This window comes from Pseudomonas sp. RT6P73 (assembly GCF_054897715.1).
The window spans coordinates 6,216,313-6,232,785 of sequence record NZ_JBUBUV010000002.1 but is presented as its reverse complement, the minus strand read 5'-3'; the positions used below and the strand labels follow the sequence as shown (position 1 = coordinate 6,232,785).

The following is a 16,473-nucleotide window of genomic DNA, read 5'->3' as shown; positions in this document are numbered from 1 at the left end:
TGTCCTCAAGAAATTGTCAGCGGTCGTTGCCCGCCAAAAAAGGTTAGATCAAGGTTTTGCCATGGCGTACGAAGGTCGGTTTGACCACTCGGACCGGGTACCACTTGCCACGGATTTCCACTTCTGCGCGGTCGGCAGTTGCCATCGGCACGCGCGCCAGTGCTATCGATTTGCTAAGCGTAGGAGAGAAACTACCACTGGTGATCTCTCCTTCGCCAACATTGGCGATACGGACCACTTGATGAGCGCGCAAAACCCCACGCTCCTCAAGGACCAGACCGACCAGTTTGTGCTGCACGCCACCCGCCCGCTCGGCTTCCAGGGCACTGCGACCGATGAACTGGCGAGTGGCCGGTTCCCAGGCAATGCTCCAGGCCATGTTCGAGGCCAGTGGTGAAACGTCTTGATGAATGTCCTGGCCGTACAAATTCATGCCGGCTTCGACACGCAAGGTATCCCGGGCGCCCAGACCGATAGGTGAAATGCCCGCGCCCACCAGGTCGTTGAAAAACCCTGGGGCCTGATTGGCCGGCAGTACGATCTCCAGGCCATCTTCACCGGTATAACCGGTGCGCGCGATAAACCAGTCGCCATCAGGCTGGCCTTCGAAAGGCTTGAGCATCTGGATCAGGTTGCCGCGGGACTGGGTGACCAGTTCGGAGATTTTGTGCCGGGCATGGGGGCCTTGAATCGCCAGCATCGCCAGTTCGCTGCGCTCATTGAGCTGCACATCGAAACCATCGATATGGGCCTGCATCCAGGCAAGATCCTGATTGCGAGTGGAGGCGTTGACCACCAAACGATAACCATCGTCGAGGCGATAGACGATCATGTCGTCGACGATGCCGCCGCGCTCGTTGAGCATGGTGCTGTACAAGGCACGGCCGGGGCTGTGCAGGCGTTCGACGTCATTGGCCAGCAAATGCTGGAGCCAGGCTTTGGCCTGAGGGCCGTCGACATCGATCACGGTCATGTGGGATACATCGAAAACCCCGCAATCGCGGCGCACCTGATGGTGTTCCTCGACCTGCGAGCCGTAATGCAGAGGCATATCCCAACCGCCAAAATCGACCATCTTCGCGCCGAGGGCGAGATGAAGGTCATACAGAGGCGTACGCTGTCCCATGGGTTTCTCCTTCCGGGCGTGGCGAAGGTGCGGGCAAGTGCTTCACGGGCGAAAGCCTTGAAATAGAAGGCTTTCAGCCGATTTCAGCTACCAGGTCCGTAGGACGGACCGCACCGAATGCCGCGCATTGTAGCCTCAAGGTGTAGGACTGACACCTAGGCGTTTCGATGCGCCGAACGTCGAATCAATCCGATGACCGGTAACAACCCGACCAAAACCAGGGTCAGGGCCGGCAACGATGCCCTCGCCCACTCGCCTTCGCTGGTCATTTCAAAGATCCGAACAGCTAACGTATCCCAGCCAAACGGGCGCATCAGAAGGGTCGCGGGCATTTCCTTGAGCACATCGACGAACACCAGCAACGCGGCGCTCAACGTGCCGGGCAGCAATAACGGCAGATACACTTTGAAAAACAGTCGTGGCCCACTCACGCCAAGGCTACGTGCCGCTTCGGGCAAAGATGGCCGTATTCGCGCCAGGCTGCTTTCCAGCGGCCCGTAAGCCACCGCGATGAAACGCACCAGATAGGCCAGCAATAACGCCGACAGACTGCCCAGCAGCAATGGCTTGCCGGCGCCGCCGAGCCACCCCGAAACCGGGATCACCAGCTCGCGATCCAGATAACTGAACGCCAGCATGATCGACACCGCCAGTACCGACCCCGGCAGGGCGTAGCCGAGATTGGCCAGGCTGACACCGGAGCGGATCGCCCGGGTCGGCGCCAGTCGCCGGGCAAAGGCCAGCACCAGAGCAACGCTGACGGTGATCAACGCCGCCATGCCGCCCAGGTACAAGGTGTGGACGATCAGGCCGGCGTAACGTTCATCCAGATCGAAGCGCCCACGCTGCCAGAACCACACCACCAGTTGCAGCATCGGAATGACGAAGGCACAGGCGAACACCAGGCCACACCAACTCATGGCCGCCAATGCCTTGAAACCACGCAGGTGGTACAGCGCCTTGACCCGGGGTCGCTCATTACTCGTGCGGTTGGCCCCGCGAGCACGACGTTCGCCGTACAACACGATCATCACCACCAGCAGTAACAGGCTGGCCAGTTGCGCGGCGGTGGAGAGGCTGAAGAATCCGTACCAGGTTTTGTAGATGGCCGTGGTGAACGTGTCGAAGTTGAACACCGACACCGCACCGAAGTCCGCCAGGGTTTCCATCAGCGCCAACGCCACGCCGGCACCAATGGCCGGCCGCGCCATGGGCAAGGCGACTCGCCAGAACGCCTGCCACGGGGATTGCCCCAGCACACGCGCTGCTTCCATCAAGCCTTTGCCCTGAGCCAGGAACGCGGTGCGCGCCAGCAGGTAAACGTAGGGATAGAAAACCAGTACCAGCACCAGAATGACGCCGCCGGTGGAACGCACTCGCGGCAACCGGAGGCCGGTGCCGAACCATTCGCGCAACAGGGTTTGCACGGGACCGGCGAAATCCAGCAGGCCGACGAAGACGAAGGCCAGTACATAAGCAGGGATCGCAAAAGGCAGCATCAGCGCCCAGTCCAGCCAACGGCGACCCGGGAATTCGCAGAGGCTGGTCAGCCAGGCGAGACTGACGCCCAAGAGCGTGACGCCGATACCGACGCCGAGCACCAACGTCAGCGTGTTGCCTAGCAGGCGCGGCATCTGGGTGTCCCAGAGGTGGGACCAGATTTGGTGATCGATGGTTTGCCAGGAGAAAAGCAGGACGCTCAGGGGCAGCAGGACCAGCGCGGCGATGGCGAAGACCAGGGGATACCAGCGGCGTTGGGCGGGGTGGGCCACGTTAAGGTCTCTGAAACGGTGAGATTTGTGTGTGGTTCAAGATCGACCCCTCACCCTAACCCTCTCCCCAAAGGGGCGAGGGGACTGACTGAGTTGTTGGTTGGAAATACTGCGACTTGAGATATCGAGTCGAACTCAGGATTTGAAAATCATAGAGATCGGCTCCCTTTCCCCCCTCTCTCCCCTGGGGAGAGGGCTGGGGTGAGGGGTGGATCTTGAATCCAACAACGTAATAACGACAGACTCAGTTCCAGCCAGCCCGATCCATCATGCGGATCGCTTCAGCCTGACGCTTGCCGGCAATTTCCACCGGCAGCGTATCTGCCACAAACTTGCCCCAGCTCGCTACTTCAGCAGACGGCTGAACGGCGGGGTTGGCCGGGAATTCCTGGTTCACGTCAGCGAAGATCTTCTGCGCTTCAGCGGTGGTCATCCATTCAACCAATGCCTTGGCCGCTTCCGGGTGCGGTGCATGCTTGGTCAGGCCGATGCCCGACAGGTTGACGTGTACGCCACGATCACTCTGGTTCGGCCAGAACAGCTTCACCGCCAAGTCAGGCTTTTGCTTGTGCAGACGGCCATAGTAGTAAGTGTTGACGATGCCGACGTCGCATTGCCCGGCATTGATCGCTTCCAGCACCGCAATGTCATCGGAGAACACATCGGTGGACAGGTTGTTGACCCAGCCCTTGAGGATCTTCTCGGTTTTGTCAGCGCCGTGCACTTCGATCATGGTGGCCGTCAGGGACTGGTTGTAGACCTTCTTCGCCGTGCGCAGGCACAGGCGACCTTCCCAGTTTTTGTCGGCCAGCCCTTCGTAAGTAGTCAGTTCACCCGGTTTCACCCGATCGGTGGAATAGGCGATGGTCCGCGCCCGCAGGCTCAAACCAGTCCAGGCGTGAGCGGAGGAGCGGTATTGCAGCGGGATGTTGGCGTCGATCACCTTGGAGGTGAACGGCTGCAGGATGCCCATTTGCTCGGCCTGCCAGAGGTTGCCGGCATCGACGGTCAGCAGCAGGTCGGCGGTAGCGTTCTCGCCCTCGGCCTTGATCCGCTGCATCAACGGCGCTTCCTTGTCGGTGATGAACTTCACCTGCACACCGGTTTTCGCGGTGTAGGCATCGAAGACCGGCTTGATCAGCTCGTCGATACGCGAGGAGTAAACCACCACCTCGTCAGCGGCCTGAGCAGCGGTGCTGCCGATCAGGGTCAGGGCGAGTGCGGTCAGTAGACGCTTCGATGCCAACATGGGAGCGATCTCTCGATTGGAAAAAGTGAGGCCAAATGATAAAGACTCACATTTACCATCTCAATCGATCAGTTGGCGGAGGCGTTACCAGATGTTGCACAGGCAAGGATTTATGGTGAACGTACCGACGCCTTCGCGGGCAAGCCTCGCTCCTACAGGATTCAGCGTGGACATGTAGGAGCGAGCGATGCGGCGACCCGACTTGCCCGCGAAGAGGCCATTAGCCTCACCGCAAAATTCAGGCCTTGGCAAGCGCCGGCAAATCCCCGATCAACCCCAGTGCTTCTCGCACGAACAACGCCTTGGCTTCCGGCATCTGGTCGACCATCTTCAACCCGGCATTGCGCAACCAGCGAACCGGCAACGGATCCGCCTGGAATAAACGCTCAAAGCCTTCCATCGCCGCCATCAACGCCAGGTTGTGCGGCATGCGCCGACGCTCATAACGACTGAGCACCTTCACGTCCGCCAACCGCTCACCGCGCTCCGCCGCTTGCAGCAACACTTCGGCCAGCACGGCGGCATCGAGGAACCCCAGGTTCACGCCCTGCCCGGCCAATGGGTGAATGGTGTGCGCCGCATCGCCGATCAGCGCCAGGCCTTCAGCCACGTAACGCTTGGCGTGGCGCTGACGCAGCGGTACGCACAGACGCGGGTCGGCACTGAGCACCGTGCCGAGTCGGCCTTCAAAGGCGCGTTCCAATTCGAGACAAAATTCTGCGTCACCCAGTGCCATCAGCCGTTCGGCTTCGCTCGGCGTGGTCGACCAGACAATCGAACACCAATCCTGCTGACCGTCTCGCTCCAGCGGCAGGAACGCCAGCGGACCGTTGTCGGTGAAGCGCTGCCAAGCGGTCATTTGATGGGGTTTTGCGCTGCGCACGCTGGTGACGATCGCGTGATGCAGGTAATCCCACTCCCGCGTTGCCACCCCGGTCAGACGCCGAACCGCCGAATTGGCGCCATCCGCGGCAATCACCAGCGGCGCACGCAAGGTGCGGCCATCGGCCAGGGTCAGCAGCCAGTCATCGCCGGAGCGGCGCATCTGCTCCAGGCGTGCATTGGCGAGCATCCCGAGGTCGCAGTCGTGCAGACGATCCAGCAAGGCATCCTGAACCACGCGGTTCTCGACGATATGCCCGAGTACTTCGGAGTGCACACTGGTCGCCGAAAAATGAATTTGCCCGGTGCCGCTGCCGTCCCAGACGTGCATGTCGGTATACGGGCTGCTGCGCCGGCTGGCGATGCCGTCCCAGACTCCGAGGCGTTCGAGAATCCGATGGCTGGCCGTCGACAAGGCGCTCACTCGCGGTTCGAACGGCGCTTGTTCGTCGAAAGGCTTGACGCTCATCGGGCTGCCGTCCAGCAGCAGGACTTCCAGCCCGCTGTCCTGCAACGCCAGCGCCAGGGCGCTACCGACCATTCCAGCCCCGACAATCAGCAGATCTGCGCGCATTTCCATGCTTTAAGCCTGTCTCGCTTGCGGCTTGAGCCGCACATAAAGGGTTTTCTGCACCCGCGCCACCAAGGCGCCGGCGCCGTCGTGAATATCGACCTGCAACTGCGGCAGGTATTTTTCGCCGCTCGCCGTCTGCCGGCGGATCTCGTCGAGCAAGGTCTCGTCGATGCTGAACCGGGCGAACACCGGGCCTTTGCCCGGCGCGATGAAATCGATGTCGGCGGCTTTGTCCCAGACGATGTACCGGTGACCGAGGTTTTCCAGCAGCATCAGCATGAAAAACGGATCGACCATCGAATACAGACTGCCGCCAAACTGGGTGCCGACGTAATTGCGGTTGTACCAGCTCAGGCCCATGGACACTTGAACGTCCCGGAAGTCATCGCTGATGTGCCGCACCCGAACCCCGGCGCCCAGGTACGGCGGGTAGAAGCTCATGAACCAACGCATCAATCGCGCTTTGCCGAACTTGCCAACCAGCCACTTAAGCATCGGGACGCGTACCCAGGCCCATGGCTTGCCGGGCGAACCAGCGCTTGGCCGGCGGCAGCAGATCGAGGCCGAGCAGCCCAATGTTACGGCCCAACGAAACCAATGGCTGGGTGCTGCCGAACAAGCGGGTCACCTGATCGGAGAAGCCCACGGTCAGGTTCTGATCCATGCGCTGACGCTCGCGATAGGCCTGCAAGGTCGCGAAATCGCCGGGCGAGGTCTCGCTCGCCAGCAGCGCATCGGCCAAAGCCTGTGCATCACGCAGCGACAGGTTGAAACCCTGGCCGGCAATCGGGTGCAGGCTGTGGGCAGCGTTGCCGAGGATCGCCAGATGCGGTCGCACCTGTTCTTCGGCTTCGATCAGCGTCAACGGGTAAAGATGCCGCGCGCCGACCTGCTTCAATGTGCCGAGGCGATAACCGAACACGCCCTGCAATTCGCTGAGGAAACTGCGTTCATCCAGCGCCGCCAGTCGTTGCGCGTCCATGCCCAATCGGGTCCAGACCAGGGCGCAGCGGTTTTCCGGCAGCGGCAACAACGCCATCGGGCCGTCATCGGTAAAGCGCTCGAAGGCCATGCCGTTGTGCGCTTCGCTCGGCGTGATGTTGGCGATCAGCGCGCTCTGGTTGTACGGACGCTTTTTGATGCCGACCCCCAGTTGCTCGCGCAGGCCCGAACGGCCGCCATCAGCAAGCACCGCAAGGTCGCATTCCAGCGTGATTTCATCGTTGAGGGTCAGGCGATAGCCATCGGTCAACGGCTCCATGCGCGTGACTTCCGCTGGGCAGCGCCAAGTGACCACGTCCTTGTCCAGGCCTTGCCAGAGGCATTGGCCGAGCCAGGCGTTTTCCACCACATAACCCAGCGCCGGAACGCCCTCTTCCATCGCCGACAGCCGTGCCGTGGAAAAACGCCCACGGTCGGAGACATGAATCTGTTTGATCGGCTCGGCGCGGCGGGAGATTTCCTGCCATACGCCCAACCGTTGATAAATCTGCTTGGCACCGTAGGACAACGCCGAAGAACGGGCGTCGTAGCTCGGTTGATAGGTGTGGCCCGGCGCGAATGGCTCGATCAATACGATCTTCCAGCCCCGGGCCTTGGCCCCGGCCTGCAACGCCAATGCGAGGCTGGCGCCAACCAGACCGCCACCGATGATTGCCAGATTGACTCGACTCATGCGGCTTGTGCCCGCGCGGCGGCCATCAAGGCCTCAATCTCGGCGACCGTTTTCGGCACGCCTTGGGTCAGGATTTCACAGCCGTTTTTGGTGACCACCACGTCGTCCTCGATGCGCACGCCAATGCCGCGCCATTTCTTCGCTACGTTCTGGTTGTCCGGGGCGATGTAGATGCCCGGTTCCACAGTCAGCGCCATGCCGACTTCCAGCACGCGCCACTCGCCGCCAACCTTGTATTCGCCGACGTCATGCACATCCATGCCCAGCCAATGGCCGGCGCGGTGCATGTAAAACGCCTTATAGGCTTCGTTGGCGATCAACTCGTCGACGTCGCCCTGCAACAGGCCCAATTTCACCAGCCCGGTGGTAATCACCCGGACCGTGGCTTCGTGCGCCTGATTCCAGTGTTTGTTCGGGGCGATTTCTGCAAATGCGGCTTCTTGCGACGCCAGCACCAACTCGTAGATCGCCTTCTGTTCCGCTGAATACTTTCCATTGACCGGCCAGGTGCGGGTGATGTCGCTGGCGTAGCAGTCGATCTCGCAACCGGCGTCGATCAGCACCAGGTCGCCATCCTTGAGCACCGCGTCATTCTGCTGGTAATGCAGGATGCAGCTGTTGCGTCCGGCGGCGACGATCGAGCCGTAAGCCGGCATCTTCGCCCCGCCCTTGCGGAACTCGTAATCGAGTTCGGCTTCGAGGCTGAACTCGTGCAGCCCGGCCCGGCTGGCCTGCATCGCCCGGATATGCGCCTGGGCGGAAATCCGTGCGGCTTCGCGCATCACCTTCACTTCTGCCGCCGATTTATACAGGCGCATGTCGTGCAGCAGATGATCCAGGGCAACGTATTCGTTCGGCGGCTGGGCGCCGAGGTGCGCTTTAGAGCGGATCACGTTGATCCACTCCATCAGGTGCCGGTCGAATTCCGGGTTACTGCCCATGGCCGAATACACCCGGTCGCGCCCTTCGATCAGGCCCGGCAGAATGTCGTCGATGTCGGTGATGGGAAACGCATCGTCGGCGCCGAAGTCGCGGATCGCGCCTTCCTGGCCGGCGCGCAGGCCGTCCCACAGTTCTCGTTCGGCGTTGCGTTCACGGCAGAACAGAATGTATTCGCCGTGTTCGCGACCGGGCATCAGGACGATGACGGCCTGAGGCTCGGGGAAGCCGCTGAGGTACTGGAAGTCGCTGTCCTGCCGGTAAACGTGCTCGACGTCACGGTTGCGAATGGCCACTGCGGCGGCGGGCAGGATGGCGATGCTGTTGGGTTCCATCTGCGCCATCAGGGCCTTACGGCGACGGCTGTATTCCGATTTCGGGATATGAATCATGGGCAGATGGCTTTTCCTGGCTCGCGATTAATGCAACGACGGCTTGGCCGCAGCCGGCGCATCTGCTTTTTTGGTTTCGGAGAACAGCAGCAGCGGCGCAACCCGCAGGTATTCCATGACTTCCATATAGTCGCTTTCGCCGTCTTCGGACTCTTCCAGGGCGTCTTGCACCTGAGAAATGGCGGCCAGATCCTGCAACACTTCGGTGGCTTCAGTGCTGAGCATGCTGCTGTCACGGCAGTTCAGGCCGAAACCGCTGAGGAAGCCCTGGCACCATTCGCCCAGTGCAGCGGCACGGTCAGCCAGCGGCTCGTCATCGGTCGGCAGCAGCAGAACGACGGTCACGTCGTCGCCGGTGAGTTCGCCTTTGACCATCTCCTGCAGGCCGATCAGGGCATTGCGGACATTGTCCTGTGGCTCGCTTTCGAGCAGCTCGGCGGCATCGATCAACCATTCTTCTGCAGTGAAGCCGGCACCGGCGCAACTGCGGCCGAGCAACAGGCCATGCAGTTCGGCAGGCGAGACGTTATGACCGCTGGAAGTCAGCAGCGTGGCGAAGGCTTGGTACGGGGAATTCTGAATGGGCATGGGCAGCTAGGCGCCAGACGGCGCTATGTCTAGAATGAAGGCCTTGTATCCTACATCGACAGACTCGCCAAGACTATTAAAGGCTGTCCGCCCGTTACCACCCATCAGACTATTCAGTGGACACAATGGAAGACACCGACCTGCAAGCGCTGATGGCCAGACTCGAACTGCTAATTAATCGGGTCGAGCAACTTAAGAGTCAAAACGGACTCCTATTAGCTCAGGAAAAAACCTGGCGCGAGGAACGCGCTCACCTCATTGAAAAGAACGAAATCGCCCGGCGTAAGGTCGAATCAATGATTTCGCGCCTCAAGGCCCTGGAGCAAGACTCATGAGTTCAAGCAATAGCGTTACCGTGCAGATTCTCGATAAAGAGTATTCGATCATTTGCCCCCAGGAAGAGCGCAGCAATCTGGTGAGCGCCGCCCGTTACCTGGACGGCAAGATGCGCGAAATCCGCAGCAGCGGCAAAGTCATCGGTGCCGATCGCATCGCCGTGATGGCCGCGCTGAACATCACCCACGATCTTCTGCACAAGGAAGAACGCCCGGATGTGCAGGCCAGCGGCTCGACTCGCGAGCAGGTTCGCGACCTGCTGGATCGCGTCGATCTGGTGCTCGCCACCGACCCGGACGTCACCAAGGGCTGAAACACGAAACCGCTTGGGGTATACTCGCAACACTCCCTGGGGTGCTTGCCAGTTGACCACGTCCCTGAGCCGATTCGCACTACCCTGGAGGCTGCACGTTGGGCTGGTGTGCATGTCCGCTAGACGGAAAGCCTTAAAGCCTACTGCATCTTCCACCTTGAACTTTCGGGTTCAAGGGCTAAGTCAGCAGCGGTTCATCCGGGGAGCCTGATTCCAGTCCGATGCCGGTTTAAATACCGGCATCGGCTTTTTTACGGGTACGCTTTATGTATCCGCCCTGTCGAAGCCTGAATCCATGACCGAACCTGCGTTGCTGCCCCGCCCGCAACTTCGACGCATGCTGCGCAAGGCCCGCCGCGCACTGACAGCCAGTCAGCAGCGCCAGGCTGCTCGCGGGCTGTACAAGCAATTGGCCCAGCACCCGCTGTTCCGCCGCGCAAAACACATCTCCCTGTATCTGCCCACTGACGGTGAAATCGATCCGCGTGTTTTGCTGCGTGCAGCTCAACGTCGGGGAAAAGCGACTTATCTACCGGTGCTCAGTGCCTGGCCGCGAACCAAGATGGTGTTCCAGCGGATTCGTCCGGGTGAAAAACTGAAACCCAACCGCTTTCGTATTCTCGAACCCCGGCACAATCTCGCCCGCCAACGCAAAGTCTGGGCGCTGGACTTGGTGCTGATGCCATTGGTGGGGTTTGATGACGTTGGCGGCCGCCTGGGAATGGGCGGTGGCTTCTACGATCGAAGCCTCGCTTACCTGGCGCGGCGAAAAAACTGGCGCAAGCCGACGCTGCTGGGGCTGGCCCATGAATGTCAGAAAGTAGAACGATTGGCTCAGGCGAGCTGGGATGTGCCGTTGCAAGGAACGGTTACAGACAAGGCGGGGTATTTCGCCGGCTAGACGCCACTGGAATCAGCGGCGTCCAGAAAACAGGCTCAGCGCTTGAAGGCCGACGGCTGTTGTTGCTGCGCGATTTCGATCGGTGCATCGGTCTTGTTGGCCCACAGGCTTTGGGCATAGCCGGTGGTCACGACGCCGAGGCCGAACAAAATAACCAAAATCCATAGTAAATCCGGTTTGCGTTTCATCGATTGCCCCCCAAAGGCACATCAACACGATGACAGCAGCGGTTTCCGTTGTAGGTGTAGGCCGTGCAGCAGCGTCAAGCTTAGAAGGCCGGCATTTTGCGACAACGTGAACTGACACGCAAACGCTGGCGTCAACCGACTGTCGGTTTGTCATCAAATTGCCCGACAACTTGCCCACTCACCTCGCAAGGAGCAAAAACCATGGCCTATTGGCTGATGAAATCCGAGCCCGATGAACTCTCGATCAAAGACCTCGCGAAGCTTGGCAAAGCGCGCTGGGATGGGGTTCGCAACTATCAGGCGCGTAACTTTTTGCGGGCGATGGCGGTGGGCGACGAGTTTTTCTTCTATCACTCCAGTTGCCCGGAGCCCGGAATTGCCGGCATCGGAAAGATAGTTGAAGCGGCGTATCCGGACCCGACGGCGCTGGAGCCGGAAAGTCATTACTACGATCCAAAGGCCACGGCAGAGAAAAACGCCTGGAGCGCGATTGATGTGGCGCATGTCGAGACGTTTGCGAAGGTGTTGAAGCTGGATTATTTGAAGCAGCAGACGGCGTTGGCCGAGATGCCTTTGGTGCAGAAGGGGTCGCGGCTTTCGGTGATGCCTGTTACCGCTGAGCAATGGGCGGCGGTGATGGCACTCAAACCGTAAAATTTCCAGCGCTACTCCGAATGTCATCGCGGGCAAGCCCGCTCCCACAGGGATCCGGGGTGGATGCAAAAGCTGCATTCACTGGAGATCATTGTGGGAGCGGGCTTGCTCCGGGCGGCGTTCCGACGATGGGGCCAGCCCAAGCAGCGAGAGACTTACTGGATGATGAGGTTGTTGAACAACAAATCCTCAACCACCGGCTTGCCGGTCTCATCGTTCATCACTTGCTGGGTCTGCTTCAAGGCTTCCTGACGCAGCTTTTCCTTGGCTTCAACATTGCTCATCGCTTCGGTTGTCTGCTGCGCAAACAACGCCACCAGCTGATTACGGATCAACGGCTCATTGGCCTTCACCGCTTTGGTCGCCTCGTCGCCGGTCACCCGCAATGCCACATCGGCCTTGTAGACTTTGAGCTTCGGCGTACCGTCCAGCCCATAGTTGCCCACGAACGGCGGGCTCAGGGTGATGTAATTGACCTTCGGAGCTTCACCTTCTTTGGCTTCTTCGGCCATCGCTGCAACGGGCAGAGAGAGGGCCAGCAACAACATGATCCACGCTTTCACAATTCGCTCCTTATCCGGTTTGCGGCCTAGCATAACGACCCGCCGCTCAAGCACAAGCTTATGGCTGGCTATCAGGGTCGGGCATGCTCGTTGACCCATCGACTCACACACCTACACTTATCGGCCATCACTCCCAAAGGAATAGCCCTGATGAAAGCCGTGCTGTGCAAAGCCTTCGGCCCTGCCGAATCGCTGGTGCTGGAAGACGTCGCCAGTCCTGTCGCGAAGAAGAACGAAATCCTGCTGGACGTGCATGCCGCCGGGGTGAATTTCCCGGACACGCTGATCATCGAGGGCAAATATCAGTTCAAGCCGCCCTTCCCGTTTTCCCCGGGTGGCGAAGCGGCTGGTGTAGTCAGCGAAGTAGGCGAAAAGGTCAGCCACCTCAAGGTCGGTGACCGGGTCATGGCCCTGACCGGCTGGGGCAGCTTCGCCGAACAGGTCGCCGTGCCGGGTTACAACGTGCTGCCGATCCCGCCATCGATGGACTTCAACACCGCCGCTGCTTTCAGCATGACCTACGGCACCTCGATGCACGCACTCAAGCAACGGGCCAACCTGCAACCGGGTGAAACCCTGCTGGTGCTCGGCGCTTCCGGCGGTGTTGGCCTGGCCGCCGTGGAAATCGGCAAAGCCATGGGCGCCCGCGTGATCGCCGCCGCCAGCAGCGCCGAAAAACTCGCGGTGGCCAAGGCTGCCGGTGCCGATGAGCTGATCAACTACAGCGAAACCAGCCTCAAGGACGAAATCAAACGCCTGACCGACGGCCAGGGCGCGGACGTGATCTACGACCCGGTCGGCGGTGACCTGTTCGACCAGGCCATCCGCGCTATCGCCTGGAATGGACGACTGCTGGTCGTCGGTTTCGCCAGCGGACGCATCCCGGAACTGCCGGTGAACCTAGCGCTGCTCAAGGGCGCGGCCGTGGTCGGCGTGTTCTGGGGTTCGTTTGCCCAACGTCAGCCGCAGGACAACGCGGCTAACTTCCAGCAATTGTTTGGCTGGTTTGCCGAGGGCAAATTGAAACCGTTGGTGTCGCAGGTGTATCCACTGAGTAATGCGGCGCAGGCGATCAATGATCTAGGCCAGCGCAAGGCGGTCGGGAAGGTGGTGGTTCAGGTTCGCTGAGCCTGAAAAAAGCGGTCTGGATAGTCCAGGCCGCTTTTTTATTGCGTTGGGCTAAAGCAACTTCTGAATATCCTCCGGCAGCAAGCTCATGTACTTGCGAACCGGACTCGCCCGACAATCCCTGACAATTTTCGGTACGCGCTTATTCAACTTGGCAATCAATGCCAGGCGCTCCTCGTTTTGTAACTGCGTCGTATAAATCACGTTCGACAAATAGGCACGCGTGTAATCAAACACGGCTGAATCAACCCACGCGTACTCCGGAAAATCGTTCAACGCTTCATTGATGTCACGGCACCTCAACTGCTTGAGCCGCTTGTTAGTGTGAATGGGCGTGTCCAGGTCCAGTCGGAAAACCATTGGCGCAGTCACTTCCTGCTCAGAAGGTATGTCGCCTTCGACCGTCCACGGCTTGAAGCGCCACTGCGCAATCGCCTTGCGGGCCGCTTCAGCGAGATCGGGATGGTCGCTTTGCAAAATGCTCAATTTGTTGACCGAGCCATCGGCATACACCGTGAACCTGACCCTGACTTCACCCGTAATCCCGGCTCTGAACAGCTCTCTCGGGTAAATCGGCTTCGGATTGTTTTCAGGAATCAGAAACACCTCCCCAGCCCAAACGCCCACCGACCCAATCAACAACAGCACAAACGCCAACCACCGCATAACCCCTCCCCTTCACCACTGAAATGCCAATCCCGGCACCAGCACAAAGGTTAAGACCCGGCGACCCGAAACAGAACGCCGCGACTTCCTGTTCGGTCGCAGGACATTTCCCAAAGCCCCGTCCTACCCAAGACCGAAATGCGTCATCAACGGCCACTCGGGACGTTTCCCACAACGCCCTTCACTTATACCTGTGCGACATGTTCATAAAGGAACACGCGATCTCCCACATTTCCGCTGTTTAGGCGATGCGAACCGGTGCTATTTTCGGTAACGAAACTGTAACATTCGCATCCGCAGTCAAAACAAGAAATCTGGAGCTCTTGAATGTTTGCTTTCTTTCGTCCTGCCGCACATCAGGCTCCATTGCCTGAAGAAAAAATCGATGACACGTACAAGCGCCTTCGCTGGCAGATCTTCGCCGGTATCTTCATTGGCTACGCGGGTTACTACCTGCTGCGCAAAAACTTTTCCCTGGCCATGCCCTACCTGATCGAAGAGGGCTATACCCGCGGCGAGCTGGGCCTGGCGTTGTCAGCGATTGCCATCGCCTACGGCTTGTCCAAGTTCCTGATGGGCATTGTTTCCGACCGCTCCAACCCGCGCTTCTTCCTGCCATTCGGGCTGCTGGTATCGGCCGGCGTGATGTTCATTTTCGGATTTGCGCCTTGGGCGACGTCCAGCGTGACCATCATGTTCATCCTGCTGTTTATCAACGGCTGGGCCCAGGGCATGGGTTGGCCGCCAAGTGGACGGACCATGGTCCACTGGTGGTCGCAAAAGGAACGCGGCGGCGTAGTGTCCCTGTGGAACGTCGCGCATAACGTTGGCGGTGGCCTGATCGGCCCGCTGTTCCTGCTGGGCATGGGCTTGTTCAATGACTGGCACGCGGCGTTCTATGTGCCGGCGGCCGTTGCCATGGCGGTGGCGGTATTTGCCTTCGTCACCATGCGCGACACACCGCAATCGGTTGGCCTGCCGCCAATCGAGAAGTACAAGAACGACTACCCGGAAGGCTACGACGCCAGTCACGAAGAAGAATTCAGCGCCAAGGAAATCTTCGTCAAATACGTGCTGCGCAACAAAATGCTCTGGTACATCGCAATGGCCAACGTCTTTGTCTACCTGCTGCGCTACGGCGTGCTGGACTGGGCACCGACCTACCTTAAGGAAGCCAAAGGCTTCAGCGTGGACAAAACGTCGTGGGCGTATTTCCTCTACGAGTGGGCAGGTATTCCCGGGACACTGTTGTGCGGTTGGATGTCGGACAAGATCTTCCGTGGCAACCGCGGCCTGACCGGCATGGTGTTCATGGCGTTGGTAACCGTGGCGACGCTGGTCTATTGGCTCAACCCGGCCGGCAACCCGACTGTCGACATGATCGCGCTGATCTCAATTGGTTTCCTGATCTACGGTCCGGTGATGCTGATCGGCCTGCAAGCGCTGGAACTGGCACCGAAAAAAGCCGCCGGTACGGCAGCGGGTTTCACGGGTCTGTTCGGGTATCTGGGTGGTTCGGTCGCGGCCAGTGCAGCGATGGGCTACACCGTGGACCACTTTGGCTGGGACGGCGGTTTTGTACTACTGATCGGCGCGTGCCTGCTGGCGATGGCCTTCCTTGCACCGACGCTGTGGCACAAGCAAGTCGCCAGTCAGAGCCGCGAAGCGATCGCCTGATCAGCTTTTGATTTGCAGCGCTTGAGTCGCGCCTCCAGATTCCGGTCTGGCATGGCGTGACTGCGCAGGGCGTTGGCGGTCTGCTCGACATAATCGCGAGTAGTGCCGTAACGCCCGCAAGCGTTTTCGAACACGTGGCTCAGCACATGATCCGGTAAGTTGCCGGCATAACTGGGCAGGTGTCGCTCCAAGACAAATCCCAATGCCTGAACCTGGCTTCCGTCTTCGAGACGGCAGTTGAGCCAGTGTGGGCGATAGGACGGGAACGGCATTTCGCGCTGCCAAAGCGCATAAAGGGATGCTTCCAGTTGTTCTTCGGGCAAACGATAAGCGAAGCCGCTGCACGAGCCGCCGCGATCCAGGCCAAACACTAGCCCTGGGACTTCCGGCGTGCCGCGGTGTTCGTGGGACCACAGGTACAAGCCGCGATGGTAGCCATGCACTCGACCGCGCACTCGCTCCACCGCCGCGCATTCAGGGCGCCAGATCAGCGAACCATAAGCGAACAACCAGACCGGCCCGCCCTTGTGACGTGCCATAGTCGACTGCATCGAGCTGAGCAATTGTTCGTGCGTAAGCTGCGGCCCCAGATCGAGCCGCGGAGGGTAAGCCAGATTCAAAAATGAAGATTCAATGGCGCTCATGGCGAATAGCGTTCAGCTCCCCGCGGATAATGAATTACTTAATAGAACGCACCGCTGTAACAATAAGGCACATATGTTTTAAGGCAATTTAAGTGCCATGGCACAGTTCTTAAATAATTGCCTTACTGAGATATAACCTACCGGCATTTATATAAAGTTATAAATACCGATCGGCTATATGGGAAGTTATAACGATCAGGATGCGG

At 59.6% G+C, this 16,473-nt stretch carries 18 protein-coding genes and 1 other RNA gene; 7 read left to right on the top strand and 12 right to left on the bottom strand.

Annotated features, from left to right (window positions below; all coding sequences use genetic code 11):
* Positions 1-43 precede the first annotated feature (43 nt).
* From gcvT to ACYZT6_RS28625, 8 genes are all read right to left on the bottom strand, one after another.
* The gene (gcvT, locus tag ACYZT6_RS28660) at positions 44-1,126 is read right to left on the bottom strand and encodes a glycine cleavage system aminomethyltransferase GcvT (protein WP_462029557.1); all 1,083 of its coding nucleotides are present in this window, start codon (positions 1,124-1,126) and stop codon (positions 44-46) included.
* A gap of 155 nt (positions 1,127-1,281) precedes the next feature.
* Complete coding sequence (locus ACYZT6_RS28655) at positions 1,282-2,898, bottom strand: ABC transporter permease (RefSeq protein ID WP_462029556.1); 1,617 nt, start codon at positions 2,896-2,898, stop codon at positions 1,282-1,284.
* 244 nt (positions 2,899-3,142) lie between these two features.
* A complete protein-coding gene (locus ACYZT6_RS28650; protein ID WP_462029555.1) occupies positions 3,143-4,147 on the bottom strand; it encodes an extracellular solute-binding protein in 1,005 nt (334 codons plus the stop codon).
* A 238-nt stretch (positions 4,148-4,385) separates the two neighbouring features.
* Positions 4,386-5,603, bottom strand: coding sequence for a 2-octaprenyl-3-methyl-6-methoxy-1,4-benzoquinol hydroxylase (locus ACYZT6_RS28645; protein ID WP_462030029.1), 1,218 nt, complete (start codon positions 5,601-5,603; stop codon positions 4,386-4,388).
* Positions 5,604-5,612: 9 nt separating this feature from the next.
* Positions 5,613-6,098 (bottom strand): DUF4442 domain-containing protein, encoded by a 486-nt coding sequence (locus tag ACYZT6_RS28640; RefSeq protein WP_462029554.1) that lies wholly within the window; start codon positions 6,096-6,098, stop codon positions 5,613-5,615.
* Positions 6,091-7,278 carry a 2-octaprenyl-6-methoxyphenyl hydroxylase gene (ubiH, locus tag ACYZT6_RS28635; RefSeq protein WP_462029553.1) on the bottom strand — a complete coding sequence of 396 codons (1,188 nt, stop codon included), beginning with the start codon at positions 7,276-7,278 and terminating at the stop codon, positions 6,091-6,093. The genes ACYZT6_RS28640 and ubiH overlap by 8 nt, the downstream gene beginning before the upstream one ends.
* Complete coding sequence (pepP, locus tag ACYZT6_RS28630; RefSeq protein WP_461956223.1) at positions 7,275-8,609, bottom strand: Xaa-Pro aminopeptidase; 1,335 nt, start codon at positions 8,607-8,609, stop codon at positions 7,275-7,277. Before pepP ends, ubiH begins: the two co-directional genes overlap by 4 nt.
* Before the next feature lie 27 nt (positions 8,610-8,636).
* The gene (locus tag ACYZT6_RS28625; RefSeq protein ID WP_438658229.1) at positions 8,637-9,197 is read right to left on the bottom strand and encodes a YecA/YgfB family protein; all 561 of its coding nucleotides are present in this window, start codon (positions 9,195-9,197) and stop codon (positions 8,637-8,639) included.
* A 125-nt stretch (positions 9,198-9,322) separates the two neighbouring features.
* Between ACYZT6_RS28625 and ACYZT6_RS28620 the strand changes: the two genes are divergently transcribed.
* The 4 genes from ACYZT6_RS28620 (at position 9,323) to ACYZT6_RS28605 (ending at position 10,747) form a co-directional block, all read left to right on the top strand.
* Positions 9,323-9,532: a TIGR02449 family protein gene (locus ACYZT6_RS28620; RefSeq protein ID WP_003213954.1), complete on the top strand. Its 210-nt coding sequence runs from the start codon at positions 9,323-9,325 to the stop codon at positions 9,530-9,532.
* The gene (locus tag ACYZT6_RS28615; RefSeq protein ID WP_007942435.1) at positions 9,529-9,846 is read left to right on the top strand and encodes a cell division protein ZapA; all 318 of its coding nucleotides are present in this window, start codon (positions 9,529-9,531) and stop codon (positions 9,844-9,846) included. Before ACYZT6_RS28620 ends, ACYZT6_RS28615 begins: the two co-directional genes overlap by 4 nt.
* Before the next feature lie 30 nt (positions 9,847-9,876).
* A non-coding RNA gene (gene ssrS, locus ACYZT6_RS28610) (6S RNA) lies at positions 9,877-10,055 on the top strand.
* An 86-nt stretch (positions 10,056-10,141) separates the two neighbouring features.
* Positions 10,142-10,747: a 5-formyltetrahydrofolate cyclo-ligase gene (locus ACYZT6_RS28605; protein WP_462029552.1), complete on the top strand. Its 606-nt coding sequence runs from the start codon at positions 10,142-10,144 to the stop codon at positions 10,745-10,747.
* Between the two features lie 35 nt (positions 10,748-10,782).
* Here ACYZT6_RS28605 and ACYZT6_RS28600 read toward each other — a convergent pair whose 3' ends face one another.
* Positions 10,783-10,935 (bottom strand): hypothetical protein, encoded by a 153-nt coding sequence (locus ACYZT6_RS28600; RefSeq protein ID WP_462029551.1) that lies wholly within the window; start codon positions 10,933-10,935, stop codon positions 10,783-10,785.
* Between the two features lie 201 nt (positions 10,936-11,136).
* Between ACYZT6_RS28600 and ACYZT6_RS28595 the strand changes: the two genes are divergently transcribed.
* Positions 11,137-11,589, top strand: coding sequence for an EVE domain-containing protein (locus tag ACYZT6_RS28595; RefSeq protein WP_462029550.1), 453 nt, complete (start codon positions 11,137-11,139; stop codon positions 11,587-11,589).
* A gap of 155 nt (positions 11,590-11,744) precedes the next feature.
* Here the strand turns inward: ACYZT6_RS28595 and ACYZT6_RS28590 are convergent, their stop codons facing one another.
* The gene (locus ACYZT6_RS28590) at positions 11,745-12,152 is read right to left on the bottom strand and encodes a flagellar basal body-associated protein FliL (protein WP_109635761.1); all 408 of its coding nucleotides are present in this window, start codon (positions 12,150-12,152) and stop codon (positions 11,745-11,747) included.
* A gap of 150 nt (positions 12,153-12,302) precedes the next feature.
* Here ACYZT6_RS28590 and ACYZT6_RS28585 point away from each other — a divergent pair, with 150 nt between their 5' ends.
* On the top strand, positions 12,303-13,280 hold the full coding sequence (locus ACYZT6_RS28585; protein WP_462029549.1) for an NADPH:quinone oxidoreductase family protein: 978 nt from the start codon (positions 12,303-12,305) through the stop codon (positions 13,278-13,280).
* Between the two features lie 51 nt (positions 13,281-13,331).
* Here the strand turns inward: ACYZT6_RS28585 and ACYZT6_RS28580 are convergent, their stop codons facing one another.
* Positions 13,332-13,946, bottom strand: a complete 615-nt coding sequence (locus tag ACYZT6_RS28580; RefSeq protein WP_462029548.1) for an energy transducer TonB — start codon at positions 13,944-13,946, stop codon at positions 13,332-13,334.
* 327 nt (positions 13,947-14,273) lie between these two features.
* Here ACYZT6_RS28580 and glpT point away from each other — a divergent pair, with 327 nt between their 5' ends.
* The gene (gene glpT / locus ACYZT6_RS28575) at positions 14,274-15,623 is read left to right on the top strand and encodes a glycerol-3-phosphate transporter (protein WP_109635765.1); all 1,350 of its coding nucleotides are present in this window, start codon (positions 14,274-14,276) and stop codon (positions 15,621-15,623) included.
* Here the strand turns inward: glpT and ACYZT6_RS28570 are convergent.
* The gene (locus tag ACYZT6_RS28570) at positions 15,599-16,267 is read right to left on the bottom strand and encodes a gamma-glutamylcyclotransferase (protein ID WP_109635766.1); all 669 of its coding nucleotides are present in this window, start codon (positions 16,265-16,267) and stop codon (positions 15,599-15,601) included. The genes glpT and ACYZT6_RS28570 overlap by 25 nt on opposite strands.
* Between the last annotated feature and the right edge of the window lie 206 nt (positions 16,268-16,473).

Excerpts from the sequence above, each read along its gene's own strand:
- gcvT (WP_462029557.1), bottom strand. The coding sequence starts at position 1,126 with ATGGGACAGCGTACGCCTCTGTATGACCTTCATCTCGCCCTCGGCGCG.
- ACYZT6_RS28650 (WP_462029555.1), bottom strand. The coding sequence starts at position 4,147 with ATGTTGGCATCGAAGCGTCTACTGACCGCACTCGCCCTGACCCTGATC.
- ACYZT6_RS28645 (WP_462030029.1), bottom strand. The coding sequence starts at position 5,603 with ATGCGCGCAGATCTGCTGATTGTCGGGGCTGGAATGGTCGGTAGCGCC.
- ACYZT6_RS28640 (WP_462029554.1), bottom strand. The coding sequence starts at position 6,098 with ATGCTTAAGTGGCTGGTTGGCAAGTTCGGCAAAGCGCGATTGATGCGT.
- ubiH (WP_462029553.1), bottom strand. The coding sequence starts at position 7,278 with ATGAGTCGAGTCAATCTGGCAATCATCGGTGGCGGTCTGGTTGGCGCC.
- pepP (WP_461956223.1), bottom strand. The coding sequence starts at position 8,609 with ATGATTCATATCCCGAAATCGGAATACAGCCGTCGCCGTAAGGCCCTG.
- ACYZT6_RS28625 (WP_438658229.1), bottom strand. The coding sequence starts at position 9,197 with ATGCCCATTCAGAATTCCCCGTACCAAGCCTTCGCCACGCTGCTGACT.
- ACYZT6_RS28620 (WP_003213954.1), top strand. The coding sequence starts at position 9,323 with ATGGAAGACACCGACCTGCAAGCGCTGATGGCCAGACTCGAACTGCTA.
- ACYZT6_RS28615 (WP_007942435.1), top strand. The coding sequence starts at position 9,529 with ATGAGTTCAAGCAATAGCGTTACCGTGCAGATTCTCGATAAAGAGTAT.
- ACYZT6_RS28605 (WP_462029552.1), top strand. The coding sequence starts at position 10,142 with ATGACCGAACCTGCGTTGCTGCCCCGCCCGCAACTTCGACGCATGCTG.
- ACYZT6_RS28600 (WP_462029551.1), bottom strand. The coding sequence starts at position 10,935 with ATGAAACGCAAACCGGATTTACTATGGATTTTGGTTATTTTGTTCGGC.
- ACYZT6_RS28595 (WP_462029550.1), top strand. The coding sequence starts at position 11,137 with ATGGCCTATTGGCTGATGAAATCCGAGCCCGATGAACTCTCGATCAAA.
- ACYZT6_RS28585 (WP_462029549.1), top strand. The coding sequence starts at position 12,303 with ATGAAAGCCGTGCTGTGCAAAGCCTTCGGCCCTGCCGAATCGCTGGTG.
- ACYZT6_RS28580 (WP_462029548.1), bottom strand. The coding sequence starts at position 13,946 with ATGCGGTGGTTGGCGTTTGTGCTGTTGTTGATTGGGTCGGTGGGCGTT.
- glpT (WP_109635765.1), top strand. The coding sequence starts at position 14,274 with ATGTTTGCTTTCTTTCGTCCTGCCGCACATCAGGCTCCATTGCCTGAA.
- ACYZT6_RS28570 (WP_109635766.1), bottom strand. The coding sequence starts at position 16,267 with ATGAGCGCCATTGAATCTTCATTTTTGAATCTGGCTTACCCTCCGCGG.